This is a genomic window from Mesorhizobium sp. IMUNJ 23033 (assembly GCF_044778005.1).
GTDB classification, from domain to species: domain Bacteria; phylum Pseudomonadota; class Alphaproteobacteria; order Rhizobiales; family Rhizobiaceae; genus Mesorhizobium; species Mesorhizobium amorphae_A.
Genome location: NZ_JBJACT010000029.1, coordinates 1 through 20695, shown reverse-complemented (window position 1 = coordinate 20695; position 20695 = coordinate 1). Strand labels below are relative to the sequence as shown.

Sequence of the window (20695 nt, the reverse complement as noted above, 5' to 3'; positions counted from 1 at the left end):
GATTCAGGCCGGGGTCACGTCCTTCTGTCAGGAGCCTTCGCCGACCGATTCCGGTTTTCGCCGGTCCTCGGCTAGACTGGTCGCAACCGCAACCGGGCTGCTTTTCCGATGATCGTCCAGACCTGCATCAATGGCGCGCGCGGCGCCGAATTTCATCCGCAACTGCCGCTCGATGCCGACGCCATGGCGCGCGACGGTGCTGCTTCGGTGGCCGCCGGTGCGGCCGAGTTGCATGTGCATGCGCGCGGGCTCGACGGACGGGAAAGCCTGGCACCGGCGGCGATGGGCGCGACGGTTCTGGCGCTGCGCCGGGCTTGCCCGGGCACGCTGATCGGCGTCTCCACCGGCGCCTGGATCGAGAATGACGACCAGCGCACGCTTGTGGCCATCGCCGGCTGGCGCGAATTGCCGGACTATGCCTCGGTCAATCTCAGCGAGGCGGCGGCGCCGCTGGTGATGGAGAGCCTGCGCCAGCGCGGTATCGGCATCGAGGCCGGGCTGGCGTCGATCGCCGACGCCGAACGCCTGGTCAGCCTCGACCATGGCGGACGGGTGCTGCGCATCCTGATCGAGATTTCAGAGCAGACGCTGGACGAGGCTTTCTCCGTTTCGGACGGCATCGAGGCCGTGCTGGAACGCGCCGGCATCCGGCGCTCGATCCTGCTGCATGGCGAGAACGCGACCGTGTGGCCCTTCGTCGAGCGGGCGGCGGAGCGGAAGAGGTCGACGCGCGTCGGGCTGGAAGACGGCAAGGAGTTGCCTGACGGAACGGTGGCCTCCGGCAATGCCGCACTGACGGCGGCCGCGGTGGCGATCTTCCGCGCTGGGCGATAGTCGCTGATCCATCCAGGTAGACCCTTTGCGCCGAAACGATGTTTCGCGCGGCGATGCGACCTGGTCGGGCGTCGGGTGTATCCGGCGTGTTGACAACCGTCGGAACTGCTCTTGCTGTTTTAAAATATTGTCCCTATGATATTTTCATATAAGAAAGAAAACGTCTCAAAATTCTTCTCTTTTGTGAAAGTTTTAGCCTTTGCGGGAGCACCTCGACCAGACCGACCGCCGACTGGTCAAATTGCTGTCGCAGGATGCCCAGCCCGGCATCAATCGGCTCGCAGAGACAATGGCGGTCTCGGTGCCGACGGTGCGCACGCGGCTGCGCAACCTGCTCGACCGCAACCTGCTCAAGATCGTCGGACTGCTCAACCTGACCGAACGCCCTGAATTGATCTCGGCTATTGTCGGCATCAATGCGCAGGGACGCGGCCGCGCCCGCGAACTGGCGCAGCGCATCTCGGAACTGCCTTTCGTCAACTCGGCCTCCGTCGTCACCGGGCGCTTCGACATCATCGTCGACGTGACCGTGGCCGGCGATGTCGCCGACCTCTACCGCATCACCAGCGAGTTGATCCCCGGCGCGGGTATTCCGGGCGAAGTCGTGCGCAGCGAGACCTTCGTCGTCATGGCTTCCTGCAACAAATGGGTCAGCCTGCCGGAAGGCTGCTGGTCGGAAGAAGCACCGGCGCGCAAGGAGCCGGCATGAAGATTGCGGTTCTCGGCGGCCTTGGCCTGCAAGGCCGGGCAGCCATCGCCGATCTCGTCGCCAGCGTCGGCGTCGAAGAAGTCGTCTGCGTCGACACTGCCTCTGACGGCCCAGCCCGGCTTGAGGGCCTGACCGACCTTTCGCGCGTGCGTTTCGTCGTGCCCGAAGGTGCGATCGGCCCGGCACTCGTTGAAGTGCTGGCCGATGTCGATGCGGTCATCGATCTGTTGCCGCAGCCGCTGATGCGCGAGGCGGTGCTGGCGGCGATCGCGACGCGTACGCCGCTGGTCACCACCAATTACGGCAAGGCCATCGCCGATCTGGCACCGGCGGCGGAAAAGGCCGGCGTTTCGATCATGACCGAATGCGGGCTCGACCCCGGCATCGACCTTGTGCTTTACGCGCGCGCCGCAAGGCAGTTCGACAGCATTGCATCGATCGATTCCTATTGCGGCGGCATCCCCGAACCCAAGGCGATGGCCACGCCGCTCTGCTACAAGGTGAGCTGGAACTTCGACATGGTTCTGGTCAGCCAGAACCGCGACAGCGTGATGATCGAAGACGGCGAGCGCGTCTCGGTGCCGGCCGGCCGGCAACACGACAACCGCTTCATCCACGAGATCGAGGTCACGGGCCTGGGCCGGCTGGAGGCCTTCCCCAATGGCGACGCGCTGCATTACGTCGAGATGCTGGCCGCCGCCAAGGGGCTGCAGCGCTCAGGCCGCTACACGCTGCGATGGCCCGGTTGGTCGGCGTTCTGGGCGCCGCTGAAGGAGCTTGGCTTCCTCTCCGAAGACAAAGTGCCCGGCACCAGCGCCAGCCCGCGCGAATTTCTCGGCCGGCTGCTCGGCCCGCAATTGCAGTACGGCGCCGACGAGAAGGACCTTTGCGTGATGCGCAATGTCTTTTCCGGCATCGAAGGCGGCCGCCGCAAAACGGTGACCTCGGAGTTGATCATCGAACGCGACCTCCAATCCGGCCTTTTCGGCATGAGCCTCGGCGTCGGCTACCCCGCAAGCATCGTGGCGCAGATGCTGGCGCGGGGCGAGATCACCACGCCCGGCCTGCTCAACCCGCTGCTGCATGTGCCCGACGGCCGCTTCTTCGACGAACTGGCCAGGCGCAGCATCCGGGTGACCGAAACGGTCGACTGGGACTGAGGAGACAGATTTTCGGACGGTGGTCGCCGCCGGCAACGGCGCTGCCGCTCAAAAAGCACCCCGAAGGGTGAAAATAACAACGACAACAAGGAGGAATGCCCAATGAAGATTGCCAAGCTTTTCATCGCCGGCCTTGCGCTCGCCGGCCTCACCACTGCTGCCGGTGCCGGGACACTCGACGACATCACCAAGCGCGGCGAGTTGCGCGTCGCGGTGCAGACGCAGGGACCGCCCTTCTCTTTGGTCGGCGCCGCCGGCGAACGCACAGGCAGTTCGGTCGAACTCGCCGAACTGATGGCCAAGGAAATGGGCGTCAAGATCACCTTCCTCGACTTTGATTGGGACGGGCTGATCCCGGCGCTGTTGTCGGGTAAGGCCGATCTGCTGGTCGCCGACATGACGCCGACCTTGGCGCGGGGCATGAAGGTCGCCTTCACCAAACCTTACATGTATACGGGCAGCACCGTCTTCACCAAGGCCGACAGCAAGTTCAAGACCACCGAGGACTGCAAGGCCAAGGGCACCAAGATCGCCGTACTGCTTGGCGCCACCGGCGAGAAGGAGGCCAAGACCGCCTTCCCTGATGCCGACATCAAGAGCTACAAGGGCGGCGGCCCGCTGCTGCTCGACGCCGTCAATAACGGCCAAGCCGATTGCGGCGTCAACGACGTCTCGGCGGTCAAGGGTCAGTCGACCGCCTATCCGGCCGGCAGCTTCACCATCATGCCGGACCTCCTGTCGAAGGAGCCGCTTGCGTTCGCCACGCGCTATGACGAGCCGGACCTGCTGGTCTGGATGAACCTGTTCCTCGACCAGGTGAGCGTCGACGGCCGCCTGCAGAAGAACCTCGACTACTGGGTCAATTCCGACGCCTGGAAGAAAGACCACTAAGCAGCGATAGATCCGAGCGGCTTCGCGCGCCTCGGCGGCGCGAAACCGCTCGGAATTCGCTTTGTCCACCGCTTCGTTCGTCTCGGGGACTCCGTTTAGCGATGCTCGAAAATTTCAGTTTCCGCACCATCGTCGAATATCTGCCTCTGTTCGGGCAGGGCCTCGTCACGACCGTGTGGCTGTCGGCGCTGTCCTTTGCCGGGGCGCTTGCCGTCGGCATCGTGCTCGCTGCCATGAACCTGCAGCGCGGCTGGCTGTTTCGCGTCCCGGCCAAGGCCTATATCGACGCGGTGCGCGCCACGCCTTTGCTGGCGCAGCTCTATTTCCTCTATTTCGGCCTGCCCCGGCTCGGCTTCGTGCTGCCCGAGTTGGTCGTCGGCATCCTCGCGCTGTCGTTGAACAGCGGCGCCTATGTCGCCGAGATCATCCGTGCCGGCATCCTGTCGATCCCGCGCGGCCAGATGGAAGCCGGCGTCGCCTCGGGGATGACCTATGTCCAGCGCATGCGCCTGGTCATCCTGCCGCAGGCGTTCAAGGTGACGATCCCGCCACTGCTCGGCCAGGCGATCGTGCTGGTCAAGGATTCGGCACTGCTGTCGCTGATCTCGGTTTCCGAACTGACGCGCGCCGGCCAGTTGCTGGCGTCTGACCGCTTCATGCCGGCAGAAGGTTTTGTCACCATCGCCGCCTTCTACCTCCTGCTCTACTACAGCCTGAAGGGGCTGGCGACGCTGTCCAGTCGCTGGCTCGGCTTGCAGCCGGCAAGGAGCAGCACATGATCTGGCAGCAGCTGCAAAGCCTCGCCGGAAGCTATCCGCTGGCGCTGCGCGGCCTCGGCATGACCGTGGTGCTGTCGCTGATCAGCCTGGTGCTGGGCACGCTGCTCGGCTTTGGTCTCGGCATCTTGCGAACCGGCGGCAACCGGCTGATCAGTGCGGTGATCGGCGCCTGGGTCGACCTGATCCGCGGTACGCCGTTCCTGGTGCAGATCTTCCTGATTTTCTTCATCCTGCCGGAATTCGGCATCGAGCTCGACGCCTTCACCGCCGGCATCATCGCGCTGACCAATCTGGCGGCCTGCTTCATCTGCGAGATCGTCGTCGCCGGCATCCGCTCGGTGCCGACCGGTCAGGTCGAGGCAGCACTTGCATCCGGCCTGTCGCGCTGGCAGCGGATGCGCCAGGTGGTGCTGCCGCAAGCGATGCGCATCGTGTTGCCGCCGCTAGTCGGGCAATATGTGCTGCTGATCAAGGATTCCTCGGTCGTTTCGGCCATCGGGCTCACTGACCTCACCCGCGTCGGCTGGCTGGTGGTGCAGCGTGTGCCGAACGGCCTCTTGGTGTTCTTCCTCGTCGGCCTCGGCTATTTCATCGTCTGCTACCCGCTGATCATGCTGGCCCGCCGGCTGGAACGCCGCATGGGTGCGGCGCATGGCGAGGTGCAGCTGTGAAGTCATCTCCCAAACCCAAAGGTCGCACCAGCATGATCGAGTTTCGCGGCGTCAACAAATGGTTCGGCGCGCTCAACGTGCTTCGGGATATCACGCTCAGCGTCGAGCCGCGCGAGGTCGTCGTCGTCTGCGGCCCGAGCGGCTCGGGCAAGAGCACCTTGATCCGCTGCATCAACGGGCTGGAGACGATCAAGGACGGCGACCTGGTGGTCGACGACCAGCGGCTCGGCGACCCCGCCACCAACATGACACGGCTGCGCACCGAAATCGGTTTTGTCTTCCAGTCGTTCAACCTCTATCCGCACAAGACAGCGCTGGAGAACGTGACGCTGGCGCCGATTCATGTGCGCAAGATCGCGCGCGCCGAGGCCGAACAAGCCGGGCGCGAATTGCTGGCCAAGGTCGGCCTGGCTGACAAGGTCAACGCCTATCCTTCACAGCTGTCCGGCGGCCAGCAGCAGCGCGTGGCGATCGCGCGCTGCCTCGGCATGCGCCCCAAGATCATGCTGTTCGACGAGCCGACATCGGCGCTCGACCCCGAGATGATCTCGGAAGTGCTCGACGTCATGGTCGCGGTGGCCGAGGAGGGCATGACCATGATGGTGGTGACACACGAGATGGGCTTTGCCCGCAAGGTCGCGCAGCGTGTGGTGTTCATGGATGCCGGCGCCATCGTCGAGAGCGGCACGCCCGATGAATTCTTCTCGCAGCCGAAGACCGACCGCAGCCGCGCCTTCCTCAGCAAGATCCTGCGGCATTAGGCTTCAGCCGGCCGGCGTCTTCACCCGAAGGTCGCCAGAGGCTCGGTGCGGATCTCAATCCACTCGCAGCGCCGGCTGTCGTGATAGAAGGACTGGAAGGGCGGCGGAAACGATGGGTCGGCGAAGGCGCCCACCGGGATGGCGATCACGCCGGGCTGGACATCGATCCGATAATGCACCGTAGTGCCGCAGTCAGGGCAGAAATTGTAGGTGACGCGGCCGCCCGCTTCGCCGATGCGCGTGAATTCCGCCGATCGCCCCTGGATCGATACGCCCTCCTCGGCAAACCGGACATTGAAGCTGAAGGCGCTGCCGGTGCGCCGTTTGCAGTCCAGGCAATGGCAGACCGAGATGCGGACCGGTTCGCCCACGCAAGTGGCCGATAGCTGGCCGCAAGAACATTCCGCGCGACGCGTGACCAAGACGGGCTCCTTTCCAGACCAGGCAAAATGGCCTCACTGCGTATCCGCGTTTGCCCTCAGCTCCGCGCGCTTCTCGTCCGACACCACCGCGAGGTCCAACACCTTCTGCAATTCGGCGGCATGGTGGAAGGACGGCTCGGGCTGGACGCCGCTCAGCACCGCGTCGACGAAGCGCTGGTAGTTGGTTGGCACTGTGCCGGCATCGAGCACCTGCCATTTGGCGGTCTCGATGTTGGCGCCCATGCATGCCTTGAGTTCCGAGCCTTCCAGATTGTGCACCACTTCGAGGCCGCCCTTGTCGCCATAGATGCGCAGCCTCAACTCGTTGAAGTGGCCCGTCGCCCAGCGGCTGGCATGCACCACGCCGAAGGCGCCATTGGCGAAATCCAGTGTCATGGCGAAGCTGTCATTGGCGTCGAGCCCGTATTCGCCGATACGGTTGCCGGGCGCCTTGTCGAAGGCTCTGAGGCGGCAGAACACATAGTCGATGTCGAGGGCGGCACCGTAGCTGGCGAAATCGAGGATGTGGATGCCGACATCACCGAGCACGCCATTGGACCCATGGTCGCGCGACAGGCGCCACAGCCATTTCGGGTCGGTGCGCCAGTCGCCCCAGTGCTTCGACACCAGCCAGCTCTGCAGATAGGACGCCTCGACATGCCTGACCGTGCCGATCTCGCCCGCCAGCACCATGGCGCGTGCCTTCTGCAGTGCTGCAATATTGCGATAGGTGAGGTTGACCATGTTGACGATGCCGGCGGCTTCGGCGGCATCCGCCATCTCGTTGGCCTTGCCGAAATTCTCGGCCAACGGCTTTTCGCACAGCACCGGCTTGCCGGCGGCGATCAGCGCCATGGTGGTCGGGTGATGGATGCGGTCCGGCGTGACATTGGCGACCGCGTCGAAGGCGCCCCAGTTCAGCGCTTCCTCCAGCGACGCGAAGCGGTTGGGGATGCCGAAGCTGTCGGCGAAGTCGCCGACGCGCTTGGCATCGACATCGACGGCGGCGACGATTTCGACGCCCTTTATCTTGCCGAACTGCCGGGCATGCTCCTGCGCCATCCATCCGGTGCCGAGTATCAGAAGTCGCATCTTTTTACCTTCCAGCGTGACGGGTTCTGTCTTGTCCGATGTTTGCCAGAACCGAAGCTTCATAGGCTAGCGAAAGCCGGCTTCGCCGGCGGCGTGGAGTTTTCCGCCGCGCTCGACGATAGGCTCCAGCGCCTTGTCGACCGGCACGTTCGGCGCATCGAGGATGGCCGGCTTCGCACCTTGCGGGTTGTGCGCCCATGTCACGGCGTTGCGCAGCACCTTCTGCACGGTGGCATCGTGATAGGTCGGATAGGTCTCATGGCCCGGCCGGAAATAGAAGATGCTGCCGGCGCCGCGCCTGTAGGTCAGCCCCGAGCGGAACACCTCGCCACCCTGGAACCATGAGATGAACACCGTCTCCAGCGGCTCCGGCACGGCGAACTGCTCGCCATACATCTCCTCGTTCTCGAGCTCGAAATATTCGCCGACGCCCTCGGCGATCGGGTGGCTCGGGCTGGTCACCCAGAGCCGTTCCCGCTCGCCGGCCTCGCGCCATTTCAACGTGCAGGGCGTGCCCATCAGCCGTTTGAAAATCTTCGAGAAATGGCCGGAATGCAGAATGATCAGCCCCATGCCCTCGAAGACCCGGCGCGCCACGCGCTCGACCACCTCGTCGGCGACGGCGCCATGATCCTTGTGGCCCCACCAGACCAGCACGTCGGTCTCGGCCAGGAGCGCGGCCGGCAGGCCGTGCTCCGGCTGCTCCAGCGTCGCGGTCGAGGCGGAAATGCCAGTGTCCGTGTTCAACGCCTTGGCGATGGTGGCGTGCATGCCTTCGGGATAGATCGAGGCGACGACCTCATTGGTGCGCTCATGGATATTCTCGCCCCAGACGACAGCGCGTATTGTCATGATATCCTCTTGATGGTGTGAAGCCGGAGCCGCCCCGGTCATACATAGTGCCTTCGGCTGGCATTGAAAGCGCTTTCCGCGCAATGCCGTAGCCGCCAGTCCTGCCAAAATGATTCAGCGCGACATTTGCCCAATGTCGTGCACAATATCAGTCATGAGGGAGGGCCTGATTGGATTGGGGATCTTCATCTGTCTGGCCGGCGCTTCGCTGACCAGCCTGATGATCTATGAGAGATTTCCGAGCCACCATCGCCAGGACGACACGAGCGCCGTCGTGTGGCATGCCGCGAACCTGTTCGTGGTGATGTCTTCGCTGGTGCTCGGCCTGATGATCAACTCGGCCAAGAACACGTTCGAATCCATCGACCACAACGTCCACGTCTTCGCAACGGACTTGATCCTGCTCGACCGTTCGCTCAGGCAATACGGACCCGAGACGGACCCGGCACGCCAGTCGCTCGCCGCCTACGCGCAGCGGGTTGTCGATGCCACCTCCCCCAGCCAGCAGACCCCGGCCGTCGCCAACCGGCTGTCCGAGTTGCTGCTCAACCAGGTCGGCGACATGCTGGCGGCACTGACGCCGCCGGAGGCCAGGCATGCGGCCCTGCTGCAAAATGCGACCCAGCAGCTGCAGAAGGTAATCGAGCAACGCTGGGTGCTTGTCGAACAATCGGAAGGCGCGATCCCCGCACCGCTGATCGCGCTGCTCGTCGCGTGGCTGACGCTGATCTTCGCGAGTTTCGGCTTCCGGGCGCCGCGCAACGCCACCGTCGTCGGCACCTTCATCGTGTCGGCAGCACTTGTCGCCTCGGCACTCTATCTGATCCTGGATATGGACCTGCCGTTTTCGGGGCCGATCCAAATCTCACCGGCGCCGCTGCAGCGGGCGCTGGCGGAAATGACGCAGTGAGTGTTTAGACCGCAGTCCGGGCTCCGTTGCGATTCAAGTCGGACCTAGCCTTGGCGGCCTTCCTGGGCGACCTGCGTCAAGGGCTTGGACATGCGCGGCACCACGACAAGGCGCTTGATCTTGCCCTTCTTGAAGGCAGCGAGGAAGCGGCCATAGTCCTTGAAGGCCACGCAGCCGCTGGATTGGGCTGGGGCGTTGCGCAGCAGATAGGTATGGGCGAGCAGGCCGTTGCGGTTATATTTGTTCCTGCCGCTGGTCGGCGTCAGCCGGATGGCCTCGACGCCGTGGAAGCGCGATTCGCGCAGCGACAGATTGTAGGTGTCGGGCGGCGTCGGGCCGGAATTCTTGCGGTTGGAGAAGCGCGGTTGGTCGACCATGGCGCCCTTCCCCGAATGCGCCTCGAGCTTCGAGCCATCGGGCATGTAGACCGTCGCCGCCGAGATGTCGTAGACGGCAACGCCATTGCCCATGCTGGGCCGGCTGGTGAACAAATTGCCGAACACGCCGCCTGCGCCGCGCTCGGGCATGTCGGGCTTGGCATAGGCCAGCATTTCGCCGTCCTGAGCCTTCGACCGCTTGGCTGGCTTGGCCGGCTTGCCCTGGCTGGCTTGCACGACCTGGTTGGCTTGCACGCCCGGCAGGACCCCGTGCTCGGCGCTGCGTGGCGACATGGCCGGCGCGCGGGGTGCCTCGGCCGTCGGCACATCCGCGGCCTTGGCCGACTGGGTCCTGGTGGGCTTTGTAGCCTGCGCCTTTGGGACTTGAGCCTTTGGCGCCTCGGTCTCTGTCTTGGAGGCACGGGCCCTGGGGGACTCGATCTTGGGAGATTGGGCCGGTTGGTCGATCTCCGCCTGCGGCCGGCCAGTCGGCAACGGAATTGCGTCCGGCATCTCGTCCTGTGGCGGCAGCGAGGCTACCTGAACCTCGGCCTGCTGCGTGTCAGGCGCTGCCAGCGCAACGGACGGCGGCGGCGACAACATATCGGCGGCCTCCGGCATGGCATTGGCCAGCGCAAGGGCCAGGCGCGACGAGCGTTCTATCTCAGCCACTTGCGGCCCGAAGCGCACTGAAGCCGGGCCGTTCTGGTCGGGCAGGCGAACAACGGGCTCGGCGAAGCGGGCATCGGATGGCAGGCTCGCCAGCATGAAGGGCCTGTTTTGCGCGCGGGCAAAGGCGGCAGCGAGCTTTTGCGGCGACAGTTTTGCCCTCGCCACCACACCGTCGAAGCGGTCGCCGGGCAGAGCGGCAAGCGCTACCGCATTCGGTGTCTTCGGCGCGATCCTATCCGGTTTTGCCGCCGGCTGCAGCCGCGCCATCTTGCCGTCATGGCCGAAGCTGGAAGCCGCGCGCAGGCAGCCGGCATCGCACTGGCCGAGCAGCGAAGCCGACCGGCCGCCGGCGGAAAGCTGAGGCGCCCAGGCGAGCGTCCGGCGCGGGTCGGCAAGCGCAACGGTTCTGGGCGCAAGCAGGCTTTGCGGCAGTCCGTTGGAAGCGGCGGTGAGGGAGGTGCCGACGGAATCGAGGCCGGCCATGGTCGCCACCGACCACAGAGCGATCACCGCGCCGACGGCGGGAACCGCGACCCAGCGCAAGCCGGGCTTCTTCGAAGTCAATCCACGATCAGGATTGTCGCCCCGGTCTTTCAAACGCACAAACGCCATACAACCACTCTCAATCGGCGTGCCGGCTTATGGACCTGGCATCCGTCTCGATTACAGTTCGCCTGGTGCCCCCTGCACCTTCCTGCGTCTGTTGCCGATTGAATCAAAAGATGGACAAAGTTGGTTAACCAATCCCTCCATCGGTCGCCGATTGCACGGCGGTCGATACGATAAAAGAGCCCTCCACAGTCTTCGCTATGGTAAAAATGCTCTCCCTCAGTTGCCTTGCTGCCCGTTTTTGCTGATCAAGTCAAGAAACCCCGGCACGAGCGGGCGCGCGGAACAGCCATTTGAATCGATCATATTAGATTTCACTAATGAAATATTGGGTGTGATGCCCTTGCCGGCGCGTTCTGATGCGCGCGGCAACGAGTTGTTTGCGCGACCATTCGCGGTGTCAGGCGGAAGGCCTGGCGGCAGGACAAACGGCCGACCAGCCACTCGTTTGCCAGATCCTGTTTGCCAAAAATTAAGCTATTGAGGACAAGCTAATATGCTTGATCCGTCGACCACGAGCCAATGACCAAGAACCTCAACAACGCCAAGCCCAACAGTCCAGCGAACGAGACCAGGCCGTCGCCCCTCGGCAAGGTAGCGCCGGCGCTGTTCCCGCTGGCGGTGGTGGCGCTCGGCTACATGGTCGGCAAGCAGTTCTTCGGCTTCTGAACCGAGGCGTCGAAGGCTCAGCCTTCAGCCTTGAAATTCCTCGCTTCCTTGTCGACCTTTTCGCTGTCCTTGCCGTGCTCGCGCGTCAAATCCCTGGCCTGCTTGGGCGAGACATCGGTGGTCTCGGCCAGGCGCATTGCCTTCCGCTCCACGCTTTCGGTCTTTGACTTGCGTACGGATTTGCGGTTGGCCGTCACGGTTTTTCACTTTCCTGCTGCTTCAGCTCTCGCGCCGCCTGTTCCAATGCGGCGCGGTCATTGCCGATGCGGTCGACCAGCGCCTGCGCTTGATCGCCGGTGATGCCGGTTCGCAGCGCCAGCGCCTCGACGTCCAGCACGTTGTCCGGGTCGATGGTCTGATCGTCTCGCGGAATGTTGTCCTTGCCGAACTTGTTCATAACGCACCTCCCTGCTTACGGCACAACGGCAGGGGCGACCGACAGGTTCCCTTCTCCGGCAGTTCCGCCAGCCGCCTCGTCTCCTTCCCAAGCCTGCCTGCCGCGCTAGCTGTCTCCTCGAAAGGAAGATCGGCATGGCGGTCTATGTCTGAGGGTGGTGAGCTTCATCTTCGCGGCGCTGGCCTTCGTGCCGGCCGGCGCGCATGTCTTTGCGATGTTCAACAAGCTTAGGCTCGACGGCACCAGCTACCTTGCCGCCCAGCGCGCCTATGACGGCTGGAGCCTGTTCGGTATCGTCGTGCTGGGAGCGCTTCTCTCGACCGCAGCACTTGCGGTGCTGCTCTACCGTTCGGGCGGCGCCTTCGGCCTCGTCGCCCTCGCCTTCATCGCCATCGGCGCCACGCAGTTCGCTTTCTGGACGTTTACGTTCCCAGTCAACCGGGCGACCCACAACTGGACCATGCTGCCCGACAATTGGGAGATGCTGCGGCGGCAGTGGGAATATTCGCATGCGGCCGCCGCCTGCCTCAATGCGCTGGCGCTGCTTTTGCTGTTCCTTTCGGCGCTGCGCCGCGTCGGGTGATTTTTACCCGTCACGTGAAAACCGATTGCAAAATGCAATCTGTTTTGTATCCTTGGTGAACAAGGAGACCCCAATGGGAAGGATCATCTATTCCATGCTGATGTCGCTGGACGGCTACATTGCCGGGCCGGACGGAAACATCGACTTGCCGGTGCCCGAAGAGGAATTGCACCAGCATTTCAACGACGAGATGAGACAGACCTCGATCATGCTCTGCGGACGGCGGCTGTATGAGGCGATGCGCTTCTGGGACAGCCCGGACCGCGAGACCGGCGCCGAAGTCGAGCGGGATTTTGCCCGCGCCTGGCGAGAAACGCCGAAGATCGTGTTTTCGACGACGCTGCGGGACGTTGGCCCGAACGCCCGGCTGGCGAGCGGTGACGCCGAGACCGTGGCCAGGGATCTCAAGGCGGAGACGGATGGCCAGATCGTCGTCGGCGGCGCCGAACTTGCCGCGCATCTGGCACGATCGAGCCTCATCGACGAGTACCGGCTCTACATGCATCCGGTCGTGCTCGGCGGCGGCAAGCCGTACTTCCACGCCGGCCTGTCGCTTAAGCTGACGCCGCTTGGCACGGAAAGCCTTTCCCAAGGCGTGACGCTGCTGCGTTACGCACCAGCCTGAGCGTCAACGGCGCTTGCCTCAGGCCAGCCATTCCCGGATCGCCGGGCGGGCCAGGACCTCACGCATGCGCCCTTCGGCGTCGGCGACCGCAGGCGTCATCGGCGCGCGGGTGGGGCCGCAGTCGACGCCGATGACGCGGAAGGCCGCCTTCATGCCGGGCAGCACGCCGGTTTCCATCAGCGCCTCGACAAAGTCCTGCGATACCATCTGCAAGGCGCGGGTACGGACAAGGTCGCCGGCGCGCACCGCCTGGTCCACCGCGACGTAGAGCCGCCCCAGCAGATTGTAGGTAGTGCCGATGCCGCCCTCAGTGCCGAGCATTCCGGCGGCAGCATAGATCTCGTCAAAACCGTAATAGAACAGCTTTCGCGGCTGCCGCTTGCGCAGCAGCGAATATTTGAACAGATCGGTGGAGGTGTATTTGATACCGACGACATTGGCGAGATCGAGCAGCCGCACCAAGAGCGCCAGCGGCAGCGGCCGGCCGGTGCGCAAGGGGATCTCGTAGACGATCAGCGGCAGGCCGGTGGCACCGGCCAAGGCCTGGTAGTAGCCAAACACTTCCTCGTCGGAGAACGGGTAGGAATGCGGCGGCAGCGCCGACAGCGCGTGGTAGCCCAGCTTCTCGGCCTGCCGCGCCAGGCGAACGGAATCGCGCAGATTGGGCATGCCGACATGGGCGATCAGCGTTGTGCCACTTGGCTTGGCGTTCTCGGCGACCAGTTCCTGCTGGGCCAGCAGTTCGTCGACCGTCAGCAGGCCGGACTCGCCGCTGCTGCCGCCGACATAGAGCCCGGCCAGCCCCTGGCGCAGCACATAGTCGTTGATGTTGCGCTGGCGCTGCGGATCGAACTCGCCCGCGTCGCTGAGGCCGGTCATCAAGGCGGCATACATGCCCGCCAATTCTCTCTTCATTCTGGGATCCTCGGTGCTTTCAGGATTTTGCAGGAGATATCGGAGCCTGGTCCAGTGATTCCGGTTCCGGCTCTATCGTCTTGTTTCAGTGTAACCTTTTCCGGCAGCTGGCTGCGGTTCAGAGGCATCGCCTAGGCCTCCCCGGCATGGTGGCAGGTGACAAGGTGCTGGCCGGAGATGGATGCGCCGAAGTCGCGCGGCTCGGGTGCCACCTTGGCGCAGATCTCGGTCGCCTTCGGGCAGCGCGGATGGAAATGGCAGCCGGAAGGCGGCTTCGACGGATCGGGCACGCTACCGCCAAGCACGATCCGCCGGCGCGGGCCGCCGGCCTTCGGATCGGGCACCGGGATCGCCGACAAAAGTGCCCGCGTATAGGGATGCAGCGGCGTGCCGAATACCGAAGCCGTGGTGCCGGTCTCGACGATGCGGCCGAGATACATCACCGCGACGCGGTCGCTGAGATAGCGGATCATCGACAGATCGTGGCCGATGAACAGATAGGTCAAGCCAAGCCGCGCCTTCAGATCGTCGAGCAGGTTGACGATCTGCGCCTGGATGGAGACATCGAGCGCCGAGATCGGTTCGTCGGCGATGATGAATTTCGGGCTCCCGGCGAGCGCGCGGGCGATGCCGACGCGCTGGCGCTGGCCGCCGGAGAGCTCGAACGGATAGCGGTCGCGCAACGCCTCGCGCAAACCCACCAGCGCCAGCAGGTCGCTAACGCGCGCCTCGCGCGAGGCGCGGGTGCCGATCTTCTGGGCGCGCAAGCCCTCACCGATGATGCGGCCGACGGTCATGCGCGGATTGAGCGAACCGAACGGATTCTGGAACACCATCTGCATGTCGCGCCGGCGCTCTTTCAGCCGCTCGGACGTTGCATCGGCATAGTCCCGGCCCTCGAACAGGATCTCACCTTCGCTCGGACGTTCGAGGCCAAGCACGGCGCGGCCGGTCGTCGACTTGCCGCAGCCGCTTTCGCCGACCAGTGCCAGCGTCTCGCCGCGCAGCACCTCAAAGCTGACGCCGTCGACGGCGCGCACCGCGCCGACCTGACGGCGGAGCACGCCGCGGCGGATCGGGAAATGCACCTTCAGGCCGGCGACGGTGAGCAGCGGCTCATTTGGCGCGGCGCCGGATGCCCGTGCGGTCGCCATGACTGATTCCGGGGCGCGCGGAAAACCTTGCAACTCGCGCCAGCGCCAGCAGGCGGCGGCGTGGCCTGATACGACCGGCTCCAGCACCGGCTTTGCCTCGCGGCAGCGGGCGACGGCATGATCGCAGCGCGGCGCGAAGGCGCAGAAGGTCGGCGCCAACGTGACGTTGGGCGGCGCGCCCTTGATCGGCACCAGCCTGGTGTTTGCCGCCGTCAGCGACGGGATCGAGTTGAGCAGGCCGATCGTATAGGGATGGGTGGGTGCTGCGAACAGCCGCTCCACCGGTGCGGTCTCGACGAGACTGCCGGCATACATCACCGCCACGCGCTCGACGAAGCCGGCGACGAGGCTGAGGTCGTGACTGATCCAGATGATCGCCATGCCGAGCTCTTTCTGCAGGCGGGCGACCAGCTCGACGATCTGCGCCTGGATGGTGACGTCGAGCGCCGTCGTCGGCTCGTCGGCGATCAGGATCGAGGGCTTGCAGACCAGCGCCATGGCAATGCCGATGCGCTGCAATTGCCCGCCTGAGAACTGGTGTGGAAAGGCCTGCATGCGCTGCGCCGCATTGGCGATGCCGACGAGGTCCAGCATGTCGAGCGCCTGGTGCTCGGCTTGTTTTTCGCTGAGGCGTTGGTGCTCACGCAGCGCCTCGGTCAGTTGCAGGCCTATGGTCAGCACCGGGTTCAGCGACGACATCGGATCCTGGAAGATCATTGCGATGTCGCGGCCGCGGATTTGGCGCAGCTCGCTGTCCGGCATGGCGAGCAGGTCGCTGCCGCGAAACAGCGCGCGGCCTGATGTCACCCGGCCCGGCGGCTTGCGGATCAGGCCCATCAGCGTCTGCACGGTGACCGACTTGCCGGAGCCGCTCTCGCCGACGATCGCCAGCGACTCGCCCTCGGCGAGCTGGAACGAGACGTCGTTGACGGCATAGACCGCGCGGCCTTCGGGACCGAAGGCGACGCTCAGCCCTTGCACGTCGAGCAATGGCCCCTGCCGGGCCGCTTCCACCTTGTCACGCGCAAGCGTATCGGCGTGCATCATTTGCCGCCTCCGCCGATGATATGCTGCGGGTCGAGCGCATCGCGCAGGCCGTCGCCGACGAAGTTGATGCTGAGCACGGCAATGGCGATCATGGCGCCGGGCGGGATCCACATCCAGGGCTGGCTCTCCAGGATCGACAAAGTGCGGGCGTCGCGCAGCATGTTGCCCCAGCTGGCGGCCGGCGCCTGGGCGCCGAGGCCAAGGAAGGACAGCGATGCCTCGAGCAGGATGACGGTCGCGACGTCGAGGGTTATCGCCACCAGGATCGGGCTCAGCACATTGGGCAATATGTGCTCGAGAATGATGACCGATGGCGAGGTGCCGAGTGAGCGCGCGGCGAGGATGAATTCCTGGTTGCGCAGCGAAAGGATCTCGCCGCGTGTCAGCCGGGCGATGGAGGGCCAGCTGAGAAGGCCGATCACCAGCATGGTGTTGACGATGCTGGGACCGACCACGGCGACGAAGGCGATGATGATGACCAGGCGCGGAAAGGTCAGCACCATGTCGATCAGGCCCATCAGGAAGAGGTCGACCTTGCCGCCGAAATAGCCGGCGACGGCGCCGACGAAGATGCCTATGGCAGCCGAGATCGCCACGGCGATAAAGCCCACCGACAGCGAGATGCGGCCGCCATAGAGGATGCGGGCGAAGATATCGCGCCCGGTGCCGTCGGTGCCGAGCCAATGGACGCCGCCCGGCGGCTGGTTGCGACCCCTGAGGTCGATGTCGTTCGGCCCGTAATGGGCGATCAGCGGCGCGAATATGCAGGCGAGCACGATGATGGTGAGCACCACCAGCCCGACCGTTGCCAGCCGGTGGTGCAGGAAGCGGCGCGCCGCCTCGCCCCACAGGCCACGCGAGGCGCCTGCCGCAATGCCGGCGTCGATGGCGGCGTCAGTCATAGCTCACCCTCGGGTCGAGCACGCTGTAGGCGAGATCGGTCGCAAGGTTGGCCAGCATGACGATGATGGCGGTGATCAGCACGTAGCCCATGATCACCGGGCTGTCGCGGTTGACCACCGCGTCGATGAACATCAGGCCGATGCCCGGCCACTGGAAGATGGTCTCGATCACCACCGAGCCGCCGAACAAAGTCGGCAACGCCAGGCCAAAGACGGTGACCAGCGGGATCAGCGCGTTGCGCAGGCCGTGGCGCAGCACGATAGTGCTGGGCTTGAGCCCCTTGGCCCTGGCGGTGCGCATATAGCTCTGGTTCAGCACTTCGAGCATGCCGGCACGCGCATAGCGCATGAAGATCGCGGCGCGGAACAGAGCAAGTGCTGCCGCCGGCAAGATCAGGTGCCTGAGATTGTCGGCCAGCGAAAAGCTGTCGCCCGCGGTCGAGATGCCCGATGAGGGCAGCCAGCGCAATTCCAGCGCAAAGACATAGACCAAGAGCAGGCCCATGAAGAAGTCCGGGATCGAGACGCCGACGAAGCCGCCCAACGTCAGCGCATAGTCGGTCAGCCTGTATTGCCGGAGCGCCGAGATGACGCCGAGCGTGGTGCCGATGACGAAGGCGGCAAGCAGCGCCACGCCCATCAGCTCCAGCGTCATCGGCAGCCGTTCGCCGATGATCGCGGCGACGCTGCGGCCATTGACGAAGGAGCGTCCGAGATTGCGGTGCAGGATCTGGCCGATCCAGTTGAGGTACTGGATGTAGAGCGGCTGGTCGAGGCCGAGCTCGCCGCGCCGCATGGCGATCAGCTCCTCGCTCGACGGCGCCTCGGCGGTGATCATCGCCAGCACCGCATCGCCCGGCATGGCGTGGGCGATGGCAAAGACGATGATCGTGACCCCGAACAGCACCGGCACGCCGAGCAGGAGCTTGCGCAAGAGATAGCTGAGCACCGGCCTCTCCTATGCCAAGCGCGAGTGTTGAAAGCGGGGAATCATGGGGCTCCGCTGGGCCGGAGCCCCATGCAGTCGAGGGTGTTTTGGCGGCGATCTACTTGGCCACTTCCCACTTCTCGACTTCGTTGTAGACGGCGTGGTTGAAGATCACGAGCGGCTGTTCCTTGAAGTGTTGGGCAAGGCCGACGATGCGGTTGTTGAAGGCGAGCGGCCGCACCTCGTTCCACAGCCAGGCCTTGGGCAATTCCTTGTTGAGGATGCGCGAGGCTTCCTGGTACGCCTCGGCGCGCACCTCACGATCCGCCGACTCCAGCCCCTGGTTGAACAGCTCGTCGAGCTTCGGGTTGCAGTAGCCGAAGCCCAGCGGCTTGGCGCCGCAGACGACCAGCGGCGAGCCGAGCGAGGGATCGAGCCCCATGCCGTTGGCGAAGAAGCCCATCTGGAAAGTGCCGTCGGCATAGACCTGGTTGATGGCTGCCGGATCGAGCAGGCGCGGCTGGATGTTGACGCCGACGGCGGCCAGATAGCTCTGGATGGCGGTGACGGTGTCGACGTTCATCTGGTCGGAATAATAGTAGATGAAATCGACCGGCTGGCTGCCGTCCCAGCCCGCTTCGGCAAGCAGTTGCTTGGCCTTGTCGGGATTGTAGTCATAGGGCTCGAGGTCCTTGGCGCGCGCCCAGTCCTGCGGGAACAGCGTGTTCGACAATTCGCCGGCGCCCTGCTTGACCGTCTCGATGATCGCCTTGCGGTCGATCGCGTAGAGCATCGCCTGACGCACCTTGGCATCGGCGAAGCGCTTGTCGGCCAGGTTGAACTGCAGATAGGTCGGCAGGCCGGCGGAGAATTTCGGCAACACCGTCAGATAGTCGAGCTTCTGCAGCCGGGTGAGTTCGGAGATCGGCACGCCGCCGCCCTCATAGGACATGGCGTCGACCTCTTTCGTCTCCAGCGCGGCGATGATCGGCGGCACGTCCTTGTAGATCTGGTAGATGATGCGGTCGAGCTTGGGCGCGCCGAGGAAATAGTCGGGATTGCGGTCGACCTCGACATACTGGTCGCTCTCGTATTTCTTCCAGATGAACGGGCCGGTGCCGACGCGGTTGACCCAGAAGGCATTGCCCTTGATGTCCTGCGGAGCGACCTTGCCCAGAATGTGTTCGGGAAAGATGCTGATGGCGATAAGCTGCAACTGGACCCAGAGCGGCTTGGCGCTGTCGAGCTCGACCTGGACGGTCATATCGTCAAGTGCTTTCACCCCTGCAAGCGAGGAGGCCGAGCCATCCTGAAACGCCTTGTATCCGGCCACCGCGCCAAGCTTCTGCGACCAAGGCGAGCCGACCTTGGGGTTGGCGTAGAGGTTGAGGCTGAACATCACGTCCTTGGCGGTGAAGGCCGTGCCGTCATGCCATTTGACGCCCTGGCGCAGGTTGAAGATGTAGGTCTTGCCGCCGTCGGGCGTCTTCCAGCTTTCGGCCAGGATCGGCTGCACGTCGTCGCCGGTCCATTTGATGTGGACGAGGCCCTGCAGCACCGTCTCGTCGAGCCGGTGGCCGCAAGTGGTGTGCAGCGTGCCCATCTCGATGCAGCCGGTGCGCATGGCCGAACGGAACGTGCCGCCATCCGCCTTGGCGGCACCGGCGGCAAACATCATGGCCAAAGCCGGCACAAGGCTCATCAACAATCGTCTCATGGAATTCTCCTCCCGTTGTTTTCCGGCGGCCGAAATCGGGGGCATGCCCCTGCTCCGGGCTTGCTCCCGCGCCAGCCTCGCCTGTCGCGCCGGCCGCCGCGCCATCAGCCAGCAGCGGCCCTCCAACCCTTCGGTCGCGCAAGTCCTCACTTGCGACGACTGGTATACTAGCTTAAAAGGTAGACCATGCACAATATGCCGGTACGAAAAAAATTGTCGGACGAGGTTCGCCTGCGCCTGGAGGAGATGATCCGCGACGAGGTCTATCCGGTCGGCGGATCGCTGCCGTCCGAGCGCGAACTGATGACGATGTTCGACGTCGGCCGCCCCTCGGTGCGCGAGGCGCTGTTCGCGCTGGAGAAGATGGGGCTGGTGCGCATCAACAGCGGCGAGAAGCCGAAGGTGACGCGGCCGACGCCGCGCAGCATGCTGGAGCAGCTGACCGGAACGGCGCATCTGTTGATGGACCAGCCCGACGGCATCGGCCATTTCGAGCAGTTGCGCCTGTTCCTCGAAGTCTCGATCGCGCGCCATGCCGCCGAGGTGGCGACATCAGCGCAGATTGCGGCACTCGCTGCCGCACTTGCCGAGAACGAGCGCGCCATTCCCCGCGCCCGCGCCTTCGCCGTAACCGACGTCGCCTTCCACCGCGTGCTGACCGAGATCCCCGGCAATCCGATCTTCCTCGCCGCGCATGAGGCGCTGGTGGAATGGCTGATCAACCAGCGCATCCACATGGCCAACACAGAGGTCGAGAACCGCCGGAGTTTCGCCGGCCACCAGGCGGTGTTCGAGGCGATCGAGCGTCACGACCCGGAAGCGGCGGGACGAGCAATGCGCGAGCATCTGGAAAACGCCCGGCGCAAGTTCAATGCGGGCGCGTCGAAACAGGACTAGGCTGAATCGACATTCACCGCATCCATAGCATTGCGCAAGCGAGTTGGACGAAACTGAGGAAGCATAGGGCACGCCGGTCGTATCGAGTGGCTATGCGTCTGAAGTGCTTGAGCTTGTTGAAG

Annotated in this window: 23 protein-coding genes and 1 pseudogene; 12 read left to right on the top strand and 12 right to left on the bottom strand. The window is 64.5% G+C overall.

The genetic code is table 11. The features are described 5' to 3' along the window. Positions 1 to 108: 108 nt before the first annotated feature. From ACFX5Q_RS26270 to ACFX5Q_RS26240, 7 genes are all read left to right on the top strand, one after another. On the top strand, positions 109 to 834 hold the full coding sequence (locus ACFX5Q_RS26270) for a 3-keto-5-aminohexanoate cleavage protein (protein WP_404282728.1): 726 nt from the start codon (positions 109 to 111) through the stop codon (positions 832 to 834). Positions 835 to 1033: 199 nt separating this feature from the next. After that, positions 1034 to 1543: an Lrp/AsnC family transcriptional regulator gene (locus ACFX5Q_RS26265; RefSeq protein ID WP_404282727.1), complete on the top strand. Its 510-nt coding sequence runs from the start codon at positions 1034 to 1036 to the stop codon at positions 1541 to 1543. Further along, positions 1540 to 2703: a saccharopine dehydrogenase family protein gene (locus ACFX5Q_RS26260; protein WP_404282726.1), complete on the top strand. Its 1164-nt coding sequence runs from the start codon at positions 1540 to 1542 to the stop codon at positions 2701 to 2703. Before ACFX5Q_RS26265 ends, ACFX5Q_RS26260 begins: the two co-directional genes overlap by 4 nt. Before the next feature lie 102 nt (positions 2704 to 2805). Further along, a complete protein-coding gene (locus ACFX5Q_RS26255; RefSeq protein ID WP_192181439.1) occupies positions 2806 to 3594 on the top strand; it encodes an ABC transporter substrate-binding protein in 789 nt (262 codons plus the stop codon). Positions 3595 to 3695: 101 nt separating this feature from the next. Further along, positions 3696 to 4373 carry an amino acid ABC transporter permease gene (locus ACFX5Q_RS26250; protein WP_404282725.1) on the top strand — a complete coding sequence of 226 codons (678 nt, stop codon included), beginning with the start codon at positions 3696 to 3698 and terminating at the stop codon, positions 4371 to 4373. Then, positions 4370 to 5044, top strand: coding sequence for an amino acid ABC transporter permease (locus tag ACFX5Q_RS26245; protein ID WP_404282724.1), 675 nt, complete (start codon positions 4370 to 4372; stop codon positions 5042 to 5044). The genes ACFX5Q_RS26250 and ACFX5Q_RS26245 overlap by 4 nt, the downstream gene beginning before the upstream one ends. A 32-nt stretch (positions 5045 to 5076) precedes the next feature. Further along, complete coding sequence (locus tag ACFX5Q_RS26240) at positions 5077 to 5805, top strand: amino acid ABC transporter ATP-binding protein (protein ID WP_404282723.1); 729 nt, start codon at positions 5077 to 5079, stop codon at positions 5803 to 5805. Between the two features lie 20 nt (positions 5806 to 5825). On the opposite strand, the gene ACFX5Q_RS26235 is transcribed toward ACFX5Q_RS26240, so the two are convergent. From ACFX5Q_RS26235 to ACFX5Q_RS26225, 3 genes are all read right to left on the bottom strand, one after another. After that, the gene (locus ACFX5Q_RS26235) at positions 5826 to 6176 is read right to left on the bottom strand and encodes a GFA family protein (protein WP_404282722.1); all 351 of its coding nucleotides are present in this window, start codon (positions 6174 to 6176) and stop codon (positions 5826 to 5828) included. An 84-nt stretch (positions 6177 to 6260) separates the two neighbouring features. Then, on the bottom strand, positions 6261 to 7319 hold the full coding sequence (locus ACFX5Q_RS26230; protein ID WP_404282720.1) for a Gfo/Idh/MocA family protein: 1059 nt from the start codon (positions 7317 to 7319) through the stop codon (positions 6261 to 6263). Between the two features lie 66 nt (positions 7320 to 7385). Beyond that, a complete protein-coding gene (locus ACFX5Q_RS26225; protein WP_404282719.1) occupies positions 7386 to 8171 on the bottom strand; it encodes a ThuA domain-containing protein in 786 nt (261 codons plus the stop codon). Positions 8172 to 8325: 154 nt separating this feature from the next. Between ACFX5Q_RS26225 and ACFX5Q_RS26220 the strand changes: the two genes are divergently transcribed. Beyond that, positions 8326 to 9081, top strand: coding sequence for a DUF4239 domain-containing protein (locus ACFX5Q_RS26220; RefSeq protein WP_404282718.1), 756 nt, complete (start codon positions 8326 to 8328; stop codon positions 9079 to 9081). A gap of 44 nt (positions 9082 to 9125) precedes the next feature. Here the strand turns inward: ACFX5Q_RS26220 and ACFX5Q_RS26215 are convergent, their stop codons facing one another. Further along, positions 9126 to 10742, bottom strand: a complete 1617-nt coding sequence (locus tag ACFX5Q_RS26215) for a tlde1 domain-containing protein (RefSeq protein WP_404282717.1) — start codon at positions 10740 to 10742, stop codon at positions 9126 to 9128. 519 nt (positions 10743 to 11261) lie between these two features. Here ACFX5Q_RS26215 and ACFX5Q_RS26210 point away from each other — a divergent pair. Further along, positions 11262 to 11408 (top strand): hypothetical protein, encoded by a 147-nt coding sequence (locus tag ACFX5Q_RS26210; RefSeq protein ID WP_006201500.1) that lies wholly within the window; start codon positions 11262 to 11264, stop codon positions 11406 to 11408. A 17-nt stretch (positions 11409 to 11425) separates the two neighbouring features. Here ACFX5Q_RS26210 and ACFX5Q_RS26205 read toward each other — a convergent pair whose 3' ends face one another. Beyond that, positions 11426 to 11605, bottom strand: a complete 180-nt coding sequence (locus tag ACFX5Q_RS26205) for a hypothetical protein (protein WP_404282716.1) — start codon at positions 11603 to 11605, stop codon at positions 11426 to 11428. After that, positions 11602 to 11805 (bottom strand): DUF3606 domain-containing protein, encoded by a 204-nt coding sequence (locus ACFX5Q_RS26200; protein ID WP_006201503.1) that lies wholly within the window; start codon positions 11803 to 11805, stop codon positions 11602 to 11604. The genes ACFX5Q_RS26205 and ACFX5Q_RS26200 overlap by 4 nt, the downstream gene beginning before the upstream one ends. A 157-nt stretch (positions 11806 to 11962) precedes the next feature. Between ACFX5Q_RS26200 and ACFX5Q_RS26195 the strand changes: the two genes are divergently transcribed. Together ACFX5Q_RS26195 and ACFX5Q_RS26190 are read left to right on the top strand one after the other, a co-directional pair. Next, positions 11963 to 12388: a hypothetical protein gene (locus ACFX5Q_RS26195; RefSeq protein ID WP_404282715.1), complete on the top strand. Its 426-nt coding sequence runs from the start codon at positions 11963 to 11965 to the stop codon at positions 12386 to 12388. Between the two features lie 73 nt (positions 12389 to 12461). After that, complete coding sequence (locus ACFX5Q_RS26190; protein ID WP_404282714.1) at positions 12462 to 13013, top strand: dihydrofolate reductase family protein; 552 nt, start codon at positions 12462 to 12464, stop codon at positions 13011 to 13013. 18 nt (positions 13014 to 13031) lie between these two features. Here the strand turns inward: ACFX5Q_RS26190 and ACFX5Q_RS26185 are convergent, their stop codons facing one another. The 5 genes from ACFX5Q_RS26185 to ACFX5Q_RS26165 form a co-directional block, all read right to left on the bottom strand. Continuing rightward, complete coding sequence (locus ACFX5Q_RS26185) at positions 13032 to 13928, bottom strand: dihydrodipicolinate synthase family protein (protein ID WP_404282713.1); 897 nt, start codon at positions 13926 to 13928, stop codon at positions 13032 to 13034. 131 nt (positions 13929 to 14059) lie between these two features. After that, on the bottom strand, positions 14060 to 16129 hold the full coding sequence (locus ACFX5Q_RS26180; protein ID WP_404282712.1) for a dipeptide ABC transporter ATP-binding protein: 2070 nt from the start codon (positions 16127 to 16129) through the stop codon (positions 14060 to 14062). Continuing rightward, a complete protein-coding gene (opp4C, locus tag ACFX5Q_RS26175) occupies positions 16126 to 17031 on the bottom strand; it encodes an oligopeptide ABC transporter permease (protein ID WP_404282711.1) in 906 nt (301 codons plus the stop codon). The genes ACFX5Q_RS26180 and opp4C overlap by 4 nt, the downstream gene beginning before the upstream one ends. Beyond that, positions 17024 to 17980, bottom strand: a complete 957-nt coding sequence (locus ACFX5Q_RS26170; RefSeq protein ID WP_404282710.1) for an ABC transporter permease — start codon at positions 17978 to 17980, stop codon at positions 17024 to 17026. The genes opp4C and ACFX5Q_RS26170 overlap by 8 nt, the downstream gene beginning before the upstream one ends. A 97-nt stretch (positions 17981 to 18077) precedes the next feature. Next, positions 18078 to 19676 carry an ABC transporter substrate-binding protein gene (locus tag ACFX5Q_RS26165; RefSeq protein ID WP_404282709.1) on the bottom strand — a complete coding sequence of 533 codons (1599 nt, stop codon included), beginning with the start codon at positions 19674 to 19676 and terminating at the stop codon, positions 18078 to 18080. Positions 19677 to 19862: 186 nt separating this feature from the next. Between ACFX5Q_RS26165 and nanR the strand changes: the two genes are divergently transcribed. Further along, entirely contained in the window at positions 19863 to 20573 is a 711-nt protein-coding gene (nanR, locus tag ACFX5Q_RS26160) for a transcriptional regulator NanR (protein ID WP_404282708.1), read from the top strand. A 13-nt stretch (positions 20574 to 20586) separates the two neighbouring features. Here the strand turns inward: nanR and ACFX5Q_RS26155 are convergent. Beyond that, a pseudogene (locus ACFX5Q_RS26155) lies at positions 20587 to 20695 on the bottom strand (IS5/IS1182 family transposase); the annotation flags it as partial.

Excerpts from the sequence above, each read along its gene's own strand:
- ACFX5Q_RS26270 (WP_404282728.1), top strand. The coding sequence starts at position 109 with ATGATCGTCCAGACCTGCATCAATGGCGCGCGCGGCGCCGAATTTCAT.
- ACFX5Q_RS26260 (WP_404282726.1), top strand. The coding sequence starts at position 1,540 with ATGAAGATTGCGGTTCTCGGCGGCCTTGGCCTGCAAGGCCGGGCAGCC.
- ACFX5Q_RS26255 (WP_192181439.1), top strand. The coding sequence starts at position 2,806 with ATGAAGATTGCCAAGCTTTTCATCGCCGGCCTTGCGCTCGCCGGCCTC.
- ACFX5Q_RS26250 (WP_404282725.1), top strand. The coding sequence starts at position 3,696 with ATGCTCGAAAATTTCAGTTTCCGCACCATCGTCGAATATCTGCCTCTG.
- ACFX5Q_RS26245 (WP_404282724.1), top strand. The coding sequence starts at position 4,370 with ATGATCTGGCAGCAGCTGCAAAGCCTCGCCGGAAGCTATCCGCTGGCG.
- ACFX5Q_RS26240 (WP_404282723.1), top strand. The coding sequence starts at position 5,077 with ATGATCGAGTTTCGCGGCGTCAACAAATGGTTCGGCGCGCTCAACGTG.
- ACFX5Q_RS26230 (WP_404282720.1), bottom strand. The coding sequence starts at position 7,319 with ATGCGACTTCTGATACTCGGCACCGGATGGATGGCGCAGGAGCATGCC.
- ACFX5Q_RS26225 (WP_404282719.1), bottom strand. The coding sequence starts at position 8,171 with ATGACAATACGCGCTGTCGTCTGGGGCGAGAATATCCATGAGCGCACC.
- ACFX5Q_RS26220 (WP_404282718.1), top strand. The coding sequence starts at position 8,326 with ATGAGGGAGGGCCTGATTGGATTGGGGATCTTCATCTGTCTGGCCGGC.
- ACFX5Q_RS26215 (WP_404282717.1), bottom strand. The coding sequence starts at position 10,742 with ATGGCGTTTGTGCGTTTGAAAGACCGGGGCGACAATCCTGATCGTGGA.
- ACFX5Q_RS26210 (WP_006201500.1), top strand. The coding sequence starts at position 11,262 with ATGACCAAGAACCTCAACAACGCCAAGCCCAACAGTCCAGCGAACGAG.
- ACFX5Q_RS26200 (WP_006201503.1), bottom strand. The coding sequence starts at position 11,805 with ATGAACAAGTTCGGCAAGGACAACATTCCGCGAGACGATCAGACCATC.
- ACFX5Q_RS26190 (WP_404282714.1), top strand. The coding sequence starts at position 12,462 with ATGGGAAGGATCATCTATTCCATGCTGATGTCGCTGGACGGCTACATT.
- ACFX5Q_RS26185 (WP_404282713.1), bottom strand. The coding sequence starts at position 13,928 with ATGAAGAGAGAATTGGCGGGCATGTATGCCGCCTTGATGACCGGCCTC.
- ACFX5Q_RS26180 (WP_404282712.1), bottom strand. The coding sequence starts at position 16,129 with ATGATGCACGCCGATACGCTTGCGCGTGACAAGGTGGAAGCGGCCCGG.
- opp4C (WP_404282711.1), bottom strand. The coding sequence starts at position 17,031 with ATGACTGACGCCGCCATCGACGCCGGCATTGCGGCAGGCGCCTCGCGT.
- ACFX5Q_RS26165 (WP_404282709.1), bottom strand. The coding sequence starts at position 19,676 with ATGAGACGATTGTTGATGAGCCTTGTGCCGGCTTTGGCCATGATGTTT.
- nanR (WP_404282708.1), top strand. The coding sequence starts at position 19,863 with ATGCACAATATGCCGGTACGAAAAAAATTGTCGGACGAGGTTCGCCTG.